Origin of the sequence: Methylobacterium brachiatum (assembly GCF_900113845.1) — a bacterium.
GTDB classification, from domain to species: Bacteria; Pseudomonadota; Alphaproteobacteria; order Rhizobiales; family Beijerinckiaceae; genus Methylobacterium; species Methylobacterium brachiatum.
Map to the genome: position 1 here is coordinate 173,149 of NZ_FOQW01000005.1, position 16,937 is coordinate 190,085.

17 protein-coding genes are annotated in these 16,937 nt (G+C 66.9%); 7 read left to right on the top strand and 10 right to left on the bottom strand.

Annotated elements, in window-relative coordinates; all coding sequences use genetic code 11:
• The first annotated feature begins 17 nt into the window (after positions 1-17).
• Positions 18-878, top strand: a complete 861-nt coding sequence (locus BMZ47_RS07015) for a 3'-5' exonuclease (protein ID WP_091860073.1) — start codon at positions 18-20, stop codon at positions 876-878.
• A gap of 90 nt (positions 879-968) precedes the next feature.
• The gene (locus BMZ47_RS07020) at positions 969-1,664 is read left to right on the top strand and encodes an aspartate/glutamate racemase family protein (RefSeq protein WP_091860076.1); all 696 of its coding nucleotides are present in this window, start codon (positions 969-971) and stop codon (positions 1,662-1,664) included.
• 15 nt (positions 1,665-1,679) lie between these two features.
• On the opposite strand, the gene BMZ47_RS07025 is transcribed toward BMZ47_RS07020, so the two are convergent.
• On the bottom strand, positions 1,680-2,732 hold the full coding sequence (locus BMZ47_RS07025; RefSeq protein ID WP_342029060.1) for a threonine aldolase family protein: 1,053 nt from the start codon (positions 2,730-2,732) through the stop codon (positions 1,680-1,682).
• Between the two features lie 29 nt (positions 2,733-2,761).
• Positions 2,762-3,574 (bottom strand): amino acid ABC transporter substrate-binding protein, encoded by an 813-nt coding sequence (locus BMZ47_RS07030; RefSeq protein ID WP_244536749.1) that lies wholly within the window; start codon positions 3,572-3,574, stop codon positions 2,762-2,764.
• Between the two features lie 276 nt (positions 3,575-3,850).
• Between BMZ47_RS07030 and BMZ47_RS07035 the strand changes: the two genes are divergently transcribed.
• Positions 3,851-4,798, top strand: a complete 948-nt coding sequence (locus BMZ47_RS07035) for a LysR substrate-binding domain-containing protein (RefSeq protein ID WP_244536750.1) — start codon at positions 3,851-3,853, stop codon at positions 4,796-4,798.
• A gap of 42 nt (positions 4,799-4,840) precedes the next feature.
• On the opposite strand, the gene BMZ47_RS07040 is transcribed toward BMZ47_RS07035, so the two are convergent.
• The gene (locus tag BMZ47_RS07040; protein WP_091860085.1) at positions 4,841-7,039 is read right to left on the bottom strand and encodes a 3-hydroxyacyl-CoA dehydrogenase NAD-binding domain-containing protein; all 2,199 of its coding nucleotides are present in this window, start codon (positions 7,037-7,039) and stop codon (positions 4,841-4,843) included.
• 113 nt (positions 7,040-7,152) lie between these two features.
• On the opposite strand from BMZ47_RS07040, the gene BMZ47_RS07045 reads away from it, so the two are divergent.
• Entirely contained in the window at positions 7,153-7,932 is a 780-nt protein-coding gene (locus BMZ47_RS07045; RefSeq protein ID WP_091860089.1) for an EAL domain-containing protein, read from the top strand.
• Positions 7,933-7,965: 33 nt separating this feature from the next.
• On the opposite strand, the gene BMZ47_RS07050 is transcribed toward BMZ47_RS07045, so the two are convergent.
• From BMZ47_RS07050 to rpsT, 4 genes are all read right to left on the bottom strand, one after another.
• Entirely contained in the window at positions 7,966-8,475 is a 510-nt protein-coding gene (locus BMZ47_RS07050) for a DUF2059 domain-containing protein (RefSeq protein ID WP_007561698.1), read from the bottom strand.
• A 121-nt stretch (positions 8,476-8,596) separates the two neighbouring features.
• Positions 8,597-9,805 carry an acetyl-CoA C-acetyltransferase gene (locus BMZ47_RS07055; protein ID WP_091860092.1) on the bottom strand — a complete coding sequence of 403 codons (1,209 nt, stop codon included), beginning with the start codon at positions 9,803-9,805 and terminating at the stop codon, positions 8,597-8,599.
• 217 nt (positions 9,806-10,022) lie between these two features.
• The gene (gene dnaA, locus BMZ47_RS07060; protein ID WP_091860095.1) at positions 10,023-11,516 is read right to left on the bottom strand and encodes a chromosomal replication initiator protein DnaA; all 1,494 of its coding nucleotides are present in this window, start codon (positions 11,514-11,516) and stop codon (positions 10,023-10,025) included.
• A 487-nt stretch (positions 11,517-12,003) separates the two neighbouring features.
• Positions 12,004-12,270, bottom strand: coding sequence for a 30S ribosomal protein S20 (rpsT, locus tag BMZ47_RS07065; protein ID WP_007561677.1), 267 nt, complete (start codon positions 12,268-12,270; stop codon positions 12,004-12,006).
• Here rpsT and BMZ47_RS27880 point away from each other — a divergent pair.
• Together BMZ47_RS27880 and BMZ47_RS07070 are read left to right on the top strand one after the other, a co-directional pair.
• A complete protein-coding gene (locus BMZ47_RS27880; RefSeq protein ID WP_139220952.1) occupies positions 12,269-13,411 on the top strand; it encodes a hypothetical protein in 1,143 nt (380 codons plus the stop codon). The genes rpsT and BMZ47_RS27880 overlap by 2 nt on opposite strands.
• 224 nt (positions 13,412-13,635) lie before the next feature.
• Positions 13,636-14,340 (top strand): hypothetical protein, encoded by a 705-nt coding sequence (locus BMZ47_RS07070; protein WP_139220953.1) that lies wholly within the window; start codon positions 13,636-13,638, stop codon positions 14,338-14,340.
• 53 nt (positions 14,341-14,393) lie between these two features.
• On the opposite strand, the gene ccmB is transcribed toward BMZ47_RS07070, so the two are convergent.
• Together ccmB and ccmA are read right to left on the bottom strand one after the other, a co-directional pair.
• Positions 14,394-15,062, bottom strand: a complete 669-nt coding sequence (ccmB, locus tag BMZ47_RS07075) for a heme exporter protein CcmB (protein ID WP_091860102.1) — start codon at positions 15,060-15,062, stop codon at positions 14,394-14,396.
• Positions 15,059-15,694: a heme ABC exporter ATP-binding protein CcmA gene (gene ccmA / locus BMZ47_RS07080; RefSeq protein WP_091860105.1), complete on the bottom strand. Its 636-nt coding sequence runs from the start codon at positions 15,692-15,694 to the stop codon at positions 15,059-15,061. Before ccmA ends, ccmB begins: the two co-directional genes overlap by 4 nt.
• Positions 15,695-15,801: 107 nt before the next feature.
• Here ccmA and BMZ47_RS07085 point away from each other — a divergent pair, with 107 nt between their 5' ends.
• Complete coding sequence (locus BMZ47_RS07085) at positions 15,802-15,984, top strand: hypothetical protein (RefSeq protein ID WP_091860108.1); 183 nt, start codon at positions 15,802-15,804, stop codon at positions 15,982-15,984.
• Here BMZ47_RS07085 and BMZ47_RS07090 read toward each other — a convergent pair whose 3' ends face one another.
• Positions 15,985-16,758, bottom strand: coding sequence for an RNA methyltransferase (locus BMZ47_RS07090; protein WP_091860111.1), 774 nt, complete (start codon positions 16,756-16,758; stop codon positions 15,985-15,987).
• Between the last annotated feature and the right edge of the window lie 179 nt (positions 16,759-16,937).

Below are 16,937 nucleotides of genomic sequence, written 5' to 3' on the forward strand. Positions count from 1 at the left end.
GGCATGGTCCACCCGCGATGACGGTCCTGGCCCTCGACTTCGAGACGGCCAACGAACGGCGCGACAGCGCCTGCGCGGTGGGTCTCGCTTGGATCGCGGACGGGCGCATCGTCCGCCGGGAAAGCCACCTGATCCGCCCGCCGGAGATGCGGTTCTCGCCGGGCAACATCCGGGTTCACGGCATCCTGCCGGCCAATGTCGCCGACCAGCCGGATTTCGCCGGCGTGATGGCGCCCTATCTCGGCGACCTGACGTGCGGGCTGATCCTGGCCCACAATGCCAGCTTCGATATCGGCGTTCTGCGGGCCGGCCTCGCCCGCGCCGGGCTGCCGGTGCCGGCCCTGTCCTATCTCTGCACCGTCCAGATCGCCCGCCGGGTGTTTCCGGCGCCGGAGGGGTGCGGCCTCGGCAAGGTCGCCCGGCGCCTCGGTATCCGGTTCGAGCACCACGATGCCGGCGAGGATGCCTATGCCTGCGCGGCGATCGCGCTGGCGGCCATGCGCCAGACCGAGACGCCGGATATCCACGGCCTCGCCGCGGCGATCGGCGTGCCGGTCACCCGAGTGACGGGCGGTCCGCCGCTCCCCCGCCGGGCTCCGGGGGCGATCAGCAATCGGGCGCTGGCCGCCTTCCCGGCGGCGCCCTCGGCGCTCAGCTTCACGATCCGGGGCTCCACCGGCAACCAATACAGCGTCGTGCTGGAAGAGCGGGCCGGCGGCCCGCAGCTGCGCTGCACCTGCACGGCCGGCCGCTACGGGATGCGCTGCCGCCACGTGAAGGCACTGGAAGTCGGAGACATCACCGACCTCCTCTCCGACAACGCCAACGATGTCGAACTGCTCGCCCGCATGCTCGGCGCGAAGGTCCGCGTCGCCTAAGCGGATCGGTTCGCGGCCCGTATTTTATCCTTCGCAGCCAACCAAGCTTTGCGATAGATCTGCCGGGTGAATCTGGCCGGCGGAGATGTCATGCGAACGATCGGCCTGCTCGGCGGCATGAGCTGGGAAAGCTCGGCAGAGTATTACCGCATCCTGAACCAGGGTGTTCGTGATCGGCTGGGCCCGACGGCCTCGGCCCGCTGCGTGTTGTGGTCGTTCAACTTCGCCGAGATTGAGGAACTTCAGCACCGGAGCGATTGGGACGGGCTGACGACACGCATGGTCGATGCCGCCCGGCGCCTCGAAGCCTGCGGCGCCGACTTGCTTCTGATCTGCACCAACACGATGCATCGGATGGCGCCGGCCGTTGAGGCGGCGGTGCGCGTGCCCCTCCTCCACATCGCCGATCCCACGGCGGAGCGGATCAAGGCGGCCGGCTTCCGGAAAGTCGGGCTGCTCGGCACCGCCTTCACGATGGAGCACGCCTTCTACAAGGGCCGGCTGGCCGAGCGGTACGGCTTGGACGTCATCGTGCCGGGCCGAGACGACCGGGCGACGGTCCATCGGATCATCTACGAGGAGTTGGTGACCGGGAAAGTGATCCCTGAGTCGCGAGCGGCCTATCGCGCGATCATGGCCCGATTGGTCGAGGATGGCGCCGAGGCCATCATCCTGGGCTGCACCGAGATCATGCTTCTGGTGCAGGCGGCGGACAGCCCCGTTCCGCTCTTCGACACGACCGCGCTCCACGCCGAGGCGGCGATCGAGATCGCCTTAGCCGGCTGAACGCGCGCCGGGCGATCAAGCCGCGGCGAGGCAGCTCCGGAACGCCGCGACCGCACGGTCGATATCCGCCGGGGTGATATGCCGGTGTGTGACCAGACGCAGACCGCGCTCTCCCAGCGGACGGGACAAGACACCGTTGGCTTCGAGATCATGAACCCAGTAGCCGCTATCGCGACCGGTCCCGGCCAAATTCACCTGGACGATGTTGGTTTGCGGGATGGTTGCCGCGATGCGTGGATCGAGCTTGTTCAGTCCCTCGCTGAGCCGCCGTGCCGTCGCATGGTCTTCGGTAAGCCGGGCGCCCATCACCGTCACTGCCTCCAAACCAGCCGCCGCCACGATTCCGATCTGACGCTGCGTGCCGCCGAGCATCTTACGGAGACCTCTCGCCTGCGCGATGACGGAGGTGGGGCCGGCGAGCACCGCGCCGGCCGGCGCGCTCAGCCCTTTCGATAGGCAAAGAGAGACGGTGTCGACCTGGGCGGCGATCTCCGCCGGGGTCACGCCGAGATGTACGGCAGCGTTGAAAAGCCGCGCGCCATCGAGATGGATTGGGATTCCGCGCGTCCAGGCCATGCCGGCCACCGCTACCATATGAAGCAACGGCAGCACGGTGCCGCCGGCCGCATTGTGCGATGTCTCAAGCGCGATCATCGCGGTTCGAAGCGGGCTCGCCCCCGGCCGCAAGGCGTCCTCGAGCCGGTCAAGGTCCATGGCCCCCTCGGATCCCGGGATACCGAGCAGGAAGGTTCCCGTGAACGTCGCAGCGCCCCGCTCGGTGTTGACCATATGAGCCTGTGCCTCGAGCAGGATTTGCTCGCTGCGCTGGACCTGGGCCAGGATTGCCAGCAGGTTTGCCATGGTGCAGCTCGGCACGAACAGGCCAGCTTCCTTGCCGAGAATGTCGGCCGTCGTAATCTCCAGTTCGCGCACTGTCGGGTCGCCTTCGAGCCCGTCATCACCGAGTGGAGCACTATGCATCTGCGCGTACATCGCCTCGGTGGGCTGCGTGACCGTATCGCTGCGCAAGTCGACCACGCTCGGCCGCGTTCGGGATTCGTCGGACATCATCATCTCGGACAGGACCTTGGCGGGTTTTACTTGTAATCGGCCTCGTCACCGGAATCTGTTGGCTTGGCGAGTGCCCGCTTCAAGATTTCGCTCATCGGCAAGTCGAGGTTGATGCCCTTTGGCGGAAGAGGCGACTGAAAATATTTCGTGTAGAGTTTAGCGATCGTACCGTCCTGAATCATCTCGACCACGGCTTTATCGACCGCGGCCTTGAAGTCTGGGTCGTCCTTCGGTTCCAGAATGCCATAAGCCGAGAACTCAAGCCCTTTATCGCCGATCTTGTACTCCGAGGGATCCTTAGCTCCGGCGACAGTCGCGTGGGCCAAAGCGTCGTCGTTGATCATGCCGGCCGCACGCCCGCTGGCCATGAGAAGAAAAACTTCGCCGGTATCTTTGGCTGGCATGATGCGGAGACCGAGCTTGTCGCGCACGTTGATTCGCGTAGCGACGCGCTGGGTCTCCCCGCCCGCCTGCGCGGAAATCGCCCTGCCTCGAAACGACGCCAGATCGTTCACGTCCACTGGCGTGTCTTTTTTAGCGGTCAGCACGACCTGCGCAACGAACGTCGTAGGCGCGAATGCCACGAGCTTATGCCGCTCGGGCAGGTTGCTTGCCGTCCCGCATTCGAGATCGATGGTCCCGTTGTTAATCAAAGGAATCCGCGTCGCCGACATCACTGGGACATGGCGCACCTCAAGCTTGGGCAGGTCCAAGGCGACCTTCAACTTTTCGGCGACATGCTCGCATATCTCAAGTGAATAGCCGACGGGCTTCGCATTTCCGTCCAGGAAGCCGAATGGCGGAGATGAATCCGGAAATCCGAGGCTTATCTGCCCCATGGACCGAAGCTTATCCAGGCGCCCAGACCCCGCGCTAGCGGATATAGTAATAGCTCCGGCCCACAGCAGCGATGCGAGCAGTAACGAAATCCTGTTCAACACCCAGAGGCTCCATTCTCGACAAAACCCCAGCTTCGTTTCTGCGAGGCTGGCACCATGCGGTATGCGAACATAGACTCGCTGGCTTGCCGGAAGGTGTTTATCCTAGCCACCTCGATCGGCGTCCAATTCCAATTTTTCTTCGGACCATGCGTATCTGATATGGCCAAGCGGCGAATGACCTTCCGTCACATCGAGGCTTTTCGCGCCGTGATGGCCGTCGGCTCGATGACGGGGGCTGCGCGGCTGCTGCACACTTCGCAGCCTCAGGTGAGCCGATTGGTCGCCCAGTTAGAGGTGATGACTGGCCTGCCGTTGTTCGATCGCAGCGGCAGCCGGCTATCGCCGTCCCTCGATGGCATGCGGTTCCACGCCGAAGTCGACCGAGCCTTTGTGGGCTTGACCAGCTTGGAAGCGGCGGCGGCGCGTATCCGCGCCTTTGGTGCTGAGCGCTTACGGGTTGCGGCTATGCCACGGCTGGCCGGGGGCCTGCTGTCCCGCGCGGTGGCACGCTTCAAAGCGGAGCATCCCGATGTAATCGTCGCGATTCATTCTGGAGACGACGAAACCGTGAACAGTTGGATCGCCAGTGGATCCTGCGATGCGGCGTTGACGATGATCTACGGAGATGCCCCGAATTCGCGGCTCGATCATGTGCTGACGATGGATTGCGTCGCCGTCCTTCCGCTCGACCATCCGCTTGGCAGTCGGGCTTGTCTCACGCCTGAAGATTTTCGCGGCATCCCGTTCGTCGCATCTCCTGCGACGAGTGCCCTACAGACCCAGATCGAGGCGGTGTTTGCCGCGGCGGCAGTGGATATGACGATCACCGCGGAAGCTGGCCTCGGCGCCGCGATCTGTACCCTGGTCTCGGCCGGGCTCGGTGTCAGCCTCATGAACCCCCTGGCTGCTTACGAGGAAGCGAAGGTTTCCCCCATCATCATTCGCCCCTTCGCACCCGCGCTGCCGGTGCGGTTCGCACTTCTATTCCCACCTGACCACACGCGAGGCCGCCTGATGCGGGCCTTCGGCGCGTGTGCGCGAGCCATCATGCTGGAGGAACTCGCCCGTCTACCGGGCGCAGTGAACCAGGCCGTTCCCGAGGCGTTCGGGAACGGCCCTTGAGTCATCGTTTGAAATGATCAGCTGCCGCGACGTCAGGGGATGTCAGGCCGCGCGCTTCTGCTCCCCATAAAAAGTCCCGCCCCGCTCGGCCATGGCCGCCAAGCTGTCCGGCACCCGGAATCGGGATCCGTGCTTGGCCTCCAGACCGCGGGCGAGTGCCACGAAGGCATCCGCGCCCATGAAGTCGATGTAGGACAGGGTGCCGCCCGTGAACGGGGCGAAGCCGAAGCCGAGAATCGAGCCGACATCGGCCTCCCGGGGATCGGTGACAACGCCCTCGCCGACGGTCCGCGCAGCCTCGAGCGCCTGGACCACCAGCAGCCGCTGCTTCAGCTCGGTGAAGTCCACCGCCTCCGGGTCGAGGCGGTTGGGCTGCAGCTCCGCGAGGCCCGGCCAGAGGCGCTTGGGCGCGCCCTCCGGGTAATCGTAGAACCCCTTCCGGTTCTTGCGCCCGAGCCGGCCCTGGCCCTCGACCATGGCGGTGAGGATCGTCTTCTGGGCCGGATCGACCGCCCCCGCCCCGACCTGCGCCTCGGTGGCCTTGGCGATCTTGAGCACGAGATCGAGGGCGACCTCGTCGTTGAGCGAGAGCGGGCCCACCGGCATGCCGGCCTGGCGGCCGGCGCTCTCGATCATGGCGGGCGGCACGCCCTCGGCCAGCATCTTGTGGCCTTCGAGGATGTAGGCGCCGACGCAGCGGTTGGCGAAGAAGCCGCGGGCGTCGTTCACGACGATCGGGGTCTTCTTGATCAGCCGCACGTAGTCGAGGGCGGTGGCGAGCGCTGCGTCGCCGGTGGCCTCACCCTTGATGATCTCGACCAGCATCATCTTCTCGACGGGCGAGAAGAAGTGGATGCCGACGAACCGATCCGGCCGCTGCGAGTGCTTCGCCAGGCCCGTGATCGGCAGCGTCGAGGTGTTGGAGGCGAAGATCGTGTCGGGGCCGATCACCGCCTCGACCTTCTGGATCACCTCGGCCTTGACCGTGGGGTCCTCGAACACCGCCTCGATCACGAGGTCGCAGCCCGCCAGCGCGGCATAATCCGCCGTGGGGGTGATCCGTCCCAGCAGCGCGTCACGATCGGCTGTCTTGGCGCGCCCCTTGTTGATCTGGCCGGTGATCAGCGTGTGGGCGTAGGCCTTGCCCTTTTCGGCGGCCTCTACCGACTGGTCCACCAGCACGACGTCGAGACCGGCCTGGGCGGTGACGTAGGCGACGCCGGCGCCCATGAAGCCGGCGCCGATCACCCCGACCCGCCGCAAGGTGGTGGGGGGCACGTCCTTCGGCCGGCGGGCACCCTTGTTCAGCTCGCCCATGGAGATGAACAGCGTGCGGATCATCGCCGCCGCCTCCTTCGAGCGCAGGATATGGGCGAAGTACCGGCTCTCGACCCGCAGGGCGAGGTCCATGGGCAGCTGCAGGCCCTCGTAGACGGAGGCCAGGATCGCCTTCGCGGCCGGATAATTGTCGTGGGTCTCGCGGCGGTAGATCGCGTTGGCCGGCGGCCAGATCATCATCCCGGCGGGCGAGTAGACCTTGCCGGAGGGCGCCTTGAACTTCGGCACGTCCCAGGGGGCGACCGCGGTGCCGCCCTCGCGGATCCAGGCCTTGGCGCGCTCGACGATCTCGGCCTGCGGCGCCACCGCGTGGATCAGGCCCATGCCCTTGGCCATCGGCGCGCGGATCTGCTCGCCCTTGAACAGCATCTGGAGCGCGTCGCCGGTCTGCATCAGCCGGGCGACCCGTTGGGTGCCGCCGCCGCCCGGGAACAGGCCGACCTTGATCTCCGGCAGCCCGACCCGCGTCTTCGCATCATCGGAGGCGACCCGGTGGTGGCAGGACAATGCCAGCTCGAAGGCGCCGCCCAGGCACAGGCCCTGGATCGCCGCGGCGAACGGCTTCCCGCAGGTCTCGAGCCGGCGGAACAGCAGCGAGAGGCGCCGCGACGCCTCGAAGAAGTGGCGCATCGCCACCTCCTCGCCCTGCTCGGCCTTCAACTGCTCGTAGGCCCGGCCGAGCCCCTGCAGCATCGTGAGGTCGGCGCCGCCGGAAAAATTGTCCTTCCCGGTGGCGATGACGCAGCCCTTGATCGCGGCGTCCGAGGCGACCTGCTCGATGATCTGCTCGAGTTGGTCCATCACCGCTTCGGTGATCACGTTCATCGACCGACCGGGCATATCCCAGGTCGCCACCGCAATACCGTCGGCGTCGGTCTCGAAGCGGAAATCCGTCAACGTCATGGTGCCGTCCTCCCAAAGTCTCGCCGTCTAAATGCCGAGGGTTTTACGTTAAGGTTGCATTGAGTGCTGGGGCGCATGATCCGCTGGTCGGGGGGAACCGACGGAATCGCTCCATGACGAAGGACAAAGGCTGTCGCGCGTGTCGCGACGGTGCCGCCCTCGATTTCGACTTCACGATGGCGTTCCAGCCGATCGTCGATGTCGGATCCGGACATGTCTGGGCCTACGAGGCGCTGGTGCGCGGGCCCAACGGCGAGCCGGCCGGCACGATCCTCGACCGGGTCACCGACGCGACGCGCTACCAGTTCGACCAGGCGGCGCGCGTGAAGGCGATCGAGCTGGCCGGGCGCCTCCTGCCGCGCGACAGCGATACCCGCCTGTCGATCAATTTCATGCCGAACGCGGTCTACGAGCCGAATGCCTGCATCCGCGCCTCGCTGGAGGCCGCACGGCGCGTGGACTTCTCCTACCGGCGCATCATGTTCGAGTTCACCGAACAGGAGCGGTTCCAAGACATCGAGCATGTGAAGCGGATCGTGGCCGCCTATCGCCAGCAGGGCTTCCTGACGGCCCTCGACGATTTCGGCGCCGGCTTCGCGGGGCTCAACCTGCTGGCGAATTTCCGGCCCGATCTCATCAAGATCGACATGGAGCTCGTGCGCGGCATCGATACGGATTCGGGACGGCACGCGATCGTCGCGGGCATCATCGCGATCGCCCGCGCCCTCGGGGTCACCGTTCTGGCCGAGGGCATCGAGACCGCGTCGGAGCGCGATGCCCTGCGCGGCCTCGGGATCACGCTCATGCAGGGCTATCACTTCGCCAAGCCTCAGCTCGAGGCGCTGCCCGAGGTGGAGGGGTTCGCACCCAGGGCGGCCGCGCGCGCGGCCTGAAGCCAGCCCATCGCGCGCGGGGGACGGCACCGGCTACTTCGGCGCCGGAGCGGGCGGAGCCGCCGGCGGCGGGACCGGCGGCGCACCGGTCTTGGGCGCGTTGTCGGTGGCTGCGGCCACCGCCAGCATGTTGAGCAGCTTCGTGACCGAGTTCTGCGAAATCGCGGTCACCGCCGAGTTGGGATCGGCGTTCATCGTCTGGAACTTGAGGTAGGTCGGATCGGAATAGATCTCGTCCAGATGCTTCAGCTCGGCGAGCGTGAACTTCTGGGCGTATTCCTTCGACAGGCCTTCGATCATGAGGCCGCGCTGCTTCTCGAACTCGTCGGAGAGCTCCTTGCGGACGGCCTCGGCGCGCGATTCCGGCATCGGCGCCACGGTCTTCTCCAGGGCGACGTTGAAGCCGGTCTGCAGGTTCTTGATCAGGGTCTTGTTCACGAGCGAGGTCGCCTCGGCGACGCGGTCGGACGCCTCGTCGGCACGTGCGGCGAGCGGCAGGCTCAGGGAGACGCCCAGGCAGAGCGTCGCGATCAGGCGGTTCAAGGGCTCGACTCCCAATGTTTTATCGTCCGGACCCGATTTGGGCCGACCGTCGCCCGCGCCTCTAGCAGCGTTCCCGGGCTTTGGGGAGCGGCCGTGTTCCGCCCCCGCGCCGCACCCCCGCTCAGACGCGCTCGATGATCGTGGCGGTGCCCATCCCGGCACCGATGCAGAGCGTGACCAGCGCCCGCTCCTTGCCGGTGCGCTCCAGCTCGTCGAGCACCGTCCCGAGGATCATCGCGCCGGTGGCGCCGAGGGGATGGCCCAGGGCGATCGCGCCGCCGGTGACGTTGACGATCTCCGGATCGAGATCGAAGGCCTGGCAGAAGCGCAGGACCACCGCCGCGAAGGCCTCGTTCACCTCGAACAGGTCGATGTCCGACAGGCTCAGCCCGGACCGGGCCAGGACCTTGCGGGTGACATCCACCGGGCCGGTCAGCATCAAGGCGGGGTCCGAGCCGATATTGGCAAAGGCCCGGATCCGCGCCCGCGGCCGCAGCCCTGCTGCGTCGCCGGCGGCCTTCGAGCCGACCAGCACCGCGGCGGCGCCGTCGACGATGCCCGACGAGTTGCCGGCATGGTGGACGTGGTTGACCGTCTCGACATCCGGATGCGCATCCGTCGCCACGGCATCGAACCCGCCCATCTGCCCCATCTGGACGAAGGAGGCCTTCAGCGCGGCGAGCGACTGCATGTCGGTGCCCGGCCGCATATGCTCGTCGCGGTCGAGCAGCGTGATGCCGTTCACGTCGCGCACCGGGACCACCGAGCCGCCGAACAGCCCGTCCGCCCAGGACTTGGCCGAGCGCGCCTGCGAGCGGACCGCGTAGGCGTCGCAATCGTCCCGCGAGAAGCCGTACTTGGTGGCGATCAGGTCGGCCGAGACGCCCTGCGGCATGAAATACGACTTGATGGCGATCGCCGGATCGACCGGCCAGGCGCCGCCCGAGGCGCCGATGCCGATGCGGCTCATGGATTCGACACCGCCGCCCACCGCCATCTCGTGCTGGCCGCTCATCACCTGCGCGGCGGCAAAGTTCACCGCGTCGAGGCCCGAGGCGCAGAAGCGATTGATCTGGACGCCCGGGACATGGTCGCCGTAATCGGCGACTAGGGCGGCGGCGCGGGCGATGTCGCCGCCGGCCTCGCCCACCGGATCGACGCAGCCGAGGATGACGTCGTCGACGAGCGCCGTATCGAGGCCGCTGCGGTCCTTCAGCGCCCGCAGGGCCGTTTCGGCCAGGCGCAAAGCAGTCACCTCATGCAGCGCGCCGTCCGCCTTTCCACGGCCGCGCGGCGTGCGGACGTGATCGTAGATGAAGGCTTCGGGCATCGGCGTTCCCCAGCGTGTTCTTGCCTCTTGGCGACGCGGCCTTAACGGGTTGATTCGCTGAGCGCCAGTCTGCCACGGCGGGGACGCGTCAGACCATCCCGGGCCGCCGTGAAACGGTCAGCCTGTAGCCCCGTGAAACGGAAGCGCGCCCGATCGGGGTTCGATCGGGCGCGCTCGGGAGAACGGTTGACGGGTGGCCTGGAGCCCGTTCGGGATCCTAGTCCTGCAGCATGCGCTTCAGGAGTTCGACCTCATCGCCGAGAACCGCGTCCTCGCCGATCTGCTTCTCGATCTTGCGCACCGCGTGCAGCACGGTGGTGTGGTCGCGCCCGCCGAACCGGCGGCCGATCTCGGGCAGCGAGCGCAGGGTCAGCACCTTCGACAGGTACATCGCGATCTGGCGCGGCTTAACCACCGCAGCGGTGCGCCGCTCCGACAGGATATCCGAGCGCGAGACGTTGTAGCGCGAGGCGACCAGCTTCTGGATGTCCTCGATCTTGATCCGCTTCGGCTCGCGATTCTTTACGAGGTCACGGATCGCGCTCTCGGCGGTCTCCATGGTGACGGCCGTGCCGGTGAGCGTGGCATGGGCCAGGAGGCGGTTGACCGCCCCTTCGAGGTCGCGGCCATTGGCGGTGATCGCCCGGGCCACGTAGGTCGCGACCTGCGGCGACACGTCGAAACCCGGATGGGCCGCCCGCACCGCGGCGAGACGGGCCGACAGGATCGAGACCCGCAGGGCTTCGTCGAGGGCGGTGATCTCGACGACGAGGCCGCCGCCCAGGCGCGAGCGGACGCGCTCGTCCAGCGCCTCCAGCTCGGTCGGCGGCCGGTCCGAGGCGACGACGACCTGGCGGCCGGCATCGATCAGCGCGTTGATGGTGTGGCCGAACTCGGCCTGGATCGACTTGCCCTGGATGAACTGGACATCGTCCAGGATCAGCAGGTCGATGCCGCGCAGCCGCTCCTTGTAGGCGAGCGCCGACTGGGTCTTCAGGGCGTTGACGAAGCCGTACATGAACCGGTCGGCGGTCAGATAGATCACCCGGCGGCCGGCCTCGCGGGCGGCGTGGCCGATCCCGTGCAGCAGGTGGGTCTTGCCCAGGCCGACGCCGGCATGGAGATAAAGCGGGTTGTAGAGGGCGCCCTCGCCCTGGTGCCGGGCGACCCGCTCGGCGGCGGCGTGGGCCAGCGCGTTCGAGCGGCCGATGACGAAGCTCGCGAAGGTCAGACGCGCATCGAGCGGCGTGCCGCTGAGGTCACCCCCGGCATCGGCGGAGCGATGTTCCGACGGCGTCGCGACCGCCGCCACGGGGGCCGGCGTCCCGGTCGCGTGGAGCCGGGCGAGCGGACCGCTGGCCGGGCCGGCCTTCGGGGCACCGATCGCCGCCGGACGAGCCGGGGCGGCCGTGCCGCGCACCCCGACCTCGATCCGGGCGATCTCCTCCGCCTCGGCCTTGAAGGTACCCAGAACCCGGTCGAGGTAGTGGGATTCGATCCAGCTCTTGAGGAAGCGCGTCGGCACGGTCAGCCGTGCCGTGCCGCCCGCCACGCCCTCGAGTTCCAGACGGGCGAACCAGCTGGCGAACACGTCCTCACCGAGCTCGGCGCGCAGCCGCCGCTTCACCCGCGCCCAGGCGGATCCGAAATCCGTGTTGCCGCCGCTGCGGCCGCCCTCGTCGTCGCTCGCCACCGTTCCGTCGACACGCATCACTGGCTCTCCCGACGCCGCCGGCGGAAACCCGCAGGCAGCGCGTACGCACGATTTACGCCCTCAGCGTCCCGCATGACCGGGCGGGACAGACTCCGTTGGCGGAGTCAACTCCCCACCAAGGAACTTTTGCCGATTGGAAGAGCCTATCAACAATTACCTACAGTTCCTTTAACAGTGGGACTTGTGGGGACGGCCCAGATTCCCAACCGCAAGTGTTTCCTGACCCAACCAAGCCGCTTGCTAGAGTCTTGGCGAATCGGATTGATTCGCTCTCGTCCCGATATCGGCAGTTTTTGCTTGAACCCAGTTAGTTTCTGTTAAGCTACACGCCGCCCCTAGACTCTGCAACGCGCGAAATTCTGGTCTAGGGTTAACGCTTCGCGAGGCCGGCGCGTCCGGGTCGGAAACGGGCCTCTGGAAAGCGCGCACGAAAAAGCCCGGCGCGAAGGCCGGGCTTCCTGTCGTCCAGTGATGCGGTGGCGGCTTAGGCGGCCAGCGCCTTCACCCGGGCGGCCAGGCGCGAGACCTTCCGCGAGGCGTTGTTCTTATGGACGATGCCGTGCTGGGCAGCGCGCATCATCTCGGGCTCCGCGGCGCGCAGGGCGGCCAGCGCGTCCTGCTGGTTGCCGGTGGCGATCGCCTCCTCGACCTTGCGGACGAAGGTGCGCATGCGGGAGCGGCGCGAGCGGTTGATCGCCGTACGCTTGGCGATCTTGCGGGTCATTTTCTTGGCCGAAGCGGTGTTGGCCATGGAGTCCTCGTTCTCTTCGTCGGGCGATGCCGACGGGCCGGCTCAGCCGGAAATCGGTCGTCGCATCAGGTTGTCAGGCGATGGCCGAGACGCAGCGCGCGCGAAAGCGCGGCCCCTCGGCGAAGCGGCCTCTATAGTTAGCGCGATGCGGCGCGTCAACGCGGAACAGCCCGCAGCTATCGGCGCGAGCCCAAATTCTTCGATCTTGACATTTTTCCTATGTTCTTGTTTTGTTCAGGCGGCCACGGAATGGGCGGTCTGGCAGGGCTTGGCCACGATGCGTGAAAAGTCTCAAGCGCACAGCGAGTCTATCGTCCTGCGCAACGTTCTCGCCGGTCTCGTACTGGAGACCAAGCTGATCCGCCTGCAGCGGCAGTTCCAAGCCAAAGGTTGGGAGACGCAGCCACGCGCCCCAGCAGGACAGCCAAACGGCAGCGAGTGGGTGCAGGGTCCCGGCGGTGGCCAGTGGGCCTCGCTCCACGAGGATCGACCCGGCGGACCGTCCCCACAGGATCCGCCCGCACTTACGGACAGCACGACGCTCGAGGATGGGACGCGCGTCCTCTCGATCCGAGTGCATGCTGGGCGAAAATCCTTCGATGAACAACACACCGTTACAGCGCCGGACGGCGAGAGCCGGATCTTCGAGACATCCGGCGCTACGCAAACAATCCTAGACGGTCAAACCGGCGATGGGCTGTCGCGGAGTACCTTCACGGCGACGGACTTCGTCTCGGAACCCCTCGTGCAGCCGGCTTTCCTGCCAGCTGTGCCGTTGGCGATCGAAGGCGCTCTTGCGGCGATTCAGTCAGCGCGAACGCTCGAACTCGCCCTATCGCTGCTGACGGTTCTGTCAGCGCGCAAGAACGGCTTCGGAGCAGTGCTGGGGCTAACTGCGCACGAATATGCGCTCGACGCGAGTTCTCAGGCGAACATGGCGATCTGGGTCGGACCAATCGGTCAGCAAGCTCTCGACGGTGCTTGCCCACGCAACGGCGAAGTTCGAGCCATGACCAATGAAGTCGCGAAAACGGTCAGGGCGTCGGGAAACTATCGGAACGCGACGGATTTCGGCAACAAAGTCCATATCGAAATCGCGAGACGGGTGAATTTACAAGCGGATCAGGATTTCAAAGCCTAACTCCTACTTGACCCTTCTGGACATAAGCCGAATGCACGACGCCCTGGAAACGTCAGGCTCGACCTGCTGGAAAATGTCAGAGCCTCGCAGACCGTGTGCATCTACGACTACAAAACCGGCAACGGGGAGATTTCGATGGCCCGCGCTGCGCAGCTCGTTGCAGCCGCGGCAAAATCATATCCTGGCCTTCGACGAATCATCATGATTCAAGTGAGACCGGAATTATGAGCTCGGCTCCGCAGATCAAAAGATTAGCCGGCCCTTTGTTCGCCCGGCATAACAATCTGGTGATGGTCGCCGGAAACATCGTATGTTTCTGCCCAGTTACACACTGCACTCGGTATATTTACATCAATAATCGACCAAAGCGAGGTTACTTCACCGTCGAATGGCATGTCGACACCCTGTTCGAGCCTTCGGACTCTGCCTACATCGCCTTGGGCAGAACGTTCGGCCTGCTTGGCCGGTCGCTGCGCTACCGGCCCAAGGGGCAGACCGGTCTCTTCGAGTGGGATGACCCGACCATGCCTGGCGATTTCGTCGATCAGGTTGAGGCCGAGATCATACCTCTGTTCGATACCCTCGACACTTTGGAGAAGACGATCGCGTTCCTGCGACCACACCCGCAGAACCCCTTCGCAGATTATCCACCCTGGAAGACGCTCATGCATGTCGCCCTCGGCGAGATTTCGGCCGCACAGGTGACGTGGCGGCCCGTGATGCATCAATACGTGACCGGGACGGTCCTCCAGGACGCTCGGAGCCAACGCCAGTACGATCAGTGGTGCTTATTAACCGAACCGCTAATGGCTGACGATCGTGCGGCATTGGCGCGGTTGCTGCACGGCTGGGAGGCTTCCAACGTCATCGGCACGAAGCTTGAGTCTTATTGGCTTTCGACACCATTCCCACTTGAACTCGGGGCGTGAGGTATCGTCTGACGGGTTGAAGATCGCAGCATACAGTGCACGACAGCAAACGATCACTCCGGCCAGCGCAAAGCCGCCGCCGCAGCCAACGTCCCGACCACGGCGGCAATCAGGGTCAGCGCCGCTAACACCGCCAGCGGCACGAGGAACGGCACCGTTCCGCCCGTCGCCGCCTGGGCGGCCGAGACGCCGAAGATCAGGCTCGGAATCATCAGCGGCAGGACCAGGACGGCGAGAATCAGCCCGCCCCGGCGAATCGAGGCGGTGAGCGCCGCCCCGACTGCGCCGATGAAGCTGAGCGCCGGGGTTCCGGCGAGCAGGGTCAGTGCCGTGGCGCCCATGGCGGTGCCGTCGAGGGCGACGAGCAGGCCGAAGAGCGGTGAGGCGAGCGCCAGGGGCAACCCGGTGGTCAGCCAATGCGCCGTGACCTTGGCCAGCACGACGCCCTCGAGCGGCACCGGGGCGGCACTCATCAGGTCGAGGGAGCCGTCTTCCTCGTCGGCCTGGAACAGGCGGTCGAGGCCGATCAGGGTCGAGAGCACCGCGGCGAGCCACAGGATCGCCGGGCCGATCCGCGACAGCAGGTTGAGGTCGGGCCCCAGCGCGAACGGCACCAGGGCGACGATCATCAGGAAGAACACCAGCGACAGGGCGCCGGAGCCGCCGACCCGTCCGGCCAGGCGCAGGTCGCGGGCGATGAGGGCGAGGATCGCACGGGTCACGCCCAATCCTCCATGGGCTCGGGCTCCAGGGCGACGGAGGCCTCGATGCGCAGCTCCGCCGCACCGTCGAGGCCGAGCGCCTGGTGGGTCGCCGCGATCACGAGACCGCCGTCGGCCCGATGCGCGGCCATCAGGTCGGCCAGCAAAGCCTGCGAGGCGGTGTCGAGGGCGGCGGTCGGCTCGTCGAGGAGCCAGAGGGGGCGGTGGCAGACCAGCAGCCGCGCCAAAGCCACCCGCCGCCTCTGGCCGGCCGACAGGTAGCCGACCGGGAGGTCGTGGGCGTGTCCGAGGCCGAGCCGCTCCAGCGCGTCCCGGGGCGGCAGGCGCGCGGCGCCGAGGAGCTTCTGCGCGAACAGCAGGTTCTCGCCGGCGGTGAGCGCGCTTTTGAGCCCGTCGCGATGGCCGACGACGTGGAGGCATTCCGGCAGGCTCGCCTCGCCGACCTCGGCCACGTCGATACGTCCGGCATCGGGCCGCAGCCGGCCCGACAGGATCGCGAGCAGGCTCGATTTCCCAGCGCCGTTCCGCCCGGTCACCGCCAGGGCATCCCCCGGCCCGAGGGCGAAGGTCAAGCCGGAGAAGATGCGGCGCCCGGAGCGGCGGCAGGCGAGATTGTCCACGCTGAGCCGCACCCGATACCCCGCCCTCTCGCCAACGCTTGGCGCCTCCATGCCTGATTGCCACGCGCAACGGAACCGTGCCGTCACGCTCCATCTTTCCTCCCGATACGGAGGCTCCGATGAACGAGGCGAGACACCCGAGCGAGGCCGACATCGCCGCGACGGCGGATGCGGTCGCGGGAAGGGCCCTGGTCGAGGCACGGGTGGCGCAATGCACGCCCGAGGAGCAGGCGGCGTTCTGGGAGGCCGTCGGCCGCTGCTTCGGCGGCGGCACGCCGCCCGACATGCAGGCTGCCGACTGATCAGGACCCCTTTCGCGTCAGGGCCCGCAGCGCGCCGCGGAAGGTGCGGACATCCTGCTCGGTCAGGCTCATGCGGTGGAGCATGTCGCGCATGTTGCGGGCGATGATGTCGCGCTTCTCCGGCGGGTAGAACCGGGCCTCGTCGAGGGCCGTCTCCAGGCTGCCGAACAGGGCCACCAGGGCCTCCCGGGTGGCCGGCGGCGACAGCAGCTCCCCCGAGAACGGCAGCACCGCCCGCCCACTGGCCTGGCGCCAGGCATAGCCCACCAGCAGCACTGCCTGTGCGAGGTTCAGCGACGGAAAGTCCGGCGAGACCGGGAAGGTGATGATCGCGTCGGCGAGCGAGACTTCGTCATTGGTGAGCCCGACCCGCTCGCGGCCGAACATCACCGCGGTGCGCTGCCCCTCCCGGGCGACCAGCTCGCCCATGGCGGCCTCGGGGGCGAAGACCCGCTTCATCTGACCGCGCTCGCGCGCCGTGGTCGCCAGAACGTACTGGAGGTCGCCGATCGCCTCGGCGACGCTGCCATGGATCGTCGCCCGATCGAGCACATGGGTGGCGCCCGAGGCCGCCTCGCGCACCCCCTTCTTGGGCCAGCCGTTCTTGGGGTTGACGAGACGCAGCTCCGACAGGCCGAAATTCGCCATGGCCCGGGCGGTCATGCCGATATTCTCGGCCAGTTGCGGCTCGACCAGGATCACCACCGGGGCGAGTCCGGGCGGCAGCTCGATGATCTTCGTCGGCGTCTCGCCGGATGCGTCTGGGGTCGTCATGCCGGCCCTCTGGCACAGGGGGCGACCGCCCGTCGAGGGTCGGGTGACGAAGCCGCCCGGATGACAGCCCGCGGCTTCCGCTGCCGAAAGGGCCGCGCTATGTCGCCCGAGCGATACGTACCCGATGGATATTCGGGCAGGCGGCCGCACGGCACTTGCAAACCGTGCGCGGGGACAAC

Bases quoted from the DNA above. Each gene is read 5' to 3' on its own strand.
- BMZ47_RS07070 (WP_139220953.1), top strand. From the start codon at position 13,636: ATGAGCTCGGCTCCGCAGATCAAAAGATTAGCCGGCCCTTTGTTCGCC.
- BMZ47_RS27880 (WP_139220952.1), top strand. From the start codon at position 12,269: ATGGAGTCCTCGTTCTCTTCGTCGGGCGATGCCGACGGGCCGGCTCAG.
- BMZ47_RS07085 (WP_091860108.1), top strand. From the start codon at position 15,802: ATGAACGAGGCGAGACACCCGAGCGAGGCCGACATCGCCGCGACGGCG.
- BMZ47_RS07090 (WP_091860111.1), bottom strand. From the start codon at position 16,758: ATGACGACCCCAGACGCATCCGGCGAGACGCCGACGAAGATCATCGAG.
- BMZ47_RS07025 (WP_342029060.1), bottom strand. From the start codon at position 2,732: ATGTCCGACGAATCCCGAACGCGGCCGAGCGTGGTCGACTTGCGCAGC.
- BMZ47_RS07045 (WP_091860089.1), top strand. From the start codon at position 7,153: ATGACGAAGGACAAAGGCTGTCGCGCGTGTCGCGACGGTGCCGCCCTC.
- BMZ47_RS07015 (WP_091860073.1), top strand. From the start codon at position 18: ATGACGGTCCTGGCCCTCGACTTCGAGACGGCCAACGAACGGCGCGAC.
- BMZ47_RS07030 (WP_244536749.1), bottom strand. From the start codon at position 3,574: ATGGGGCAGATAAGCCTCGGATTTCCGGATTCATCTCCGCCATTCGGC.
- dnaA (WP_091860095.1), bottom strand. From the start codon at position 11,516: ATGCGTGTCGACGGAACGGTGGCGAGCGACGACGAGGGCGGCCGCAGC.
- rpsT (WP_007561677.1), bottom strand. From the start codon at position 12,270: ATGGCCAACACCGCTTCGGCCAAGAAAATGACCCGCAAGATCGCCAAG.
- BMZ47_RS07040 (WP_091860085.1), bottom strand. From the start codon at position 7,039: ATGACGTTGACGGATTTCCGCTTCGAGACCGACGCCGACGGTATTGCG.
- BMZ47_RS07035 (WP_244536750.1), top strand. From the start codon at position 3,851: ATGACCTTCCGTCACATCGAGGCTTTTCGCGCCGTGATGGCCGTCGGC.
- BMZ47_RS07055 (WP_091860092.1), bottom strand. From the start codon at position 9,805: ATGCCCGAAGCCTTCATCTACGATCACGTCCGCACGCCGCGCGGCCGT.
- BMZ47_RS07020 (WP_091860076.1), top strand. From the start codon at position 969: ATGCGAACGATCGGCCTGCTCGGCGGCATGAGCTGGGAAAGCTCGGCA.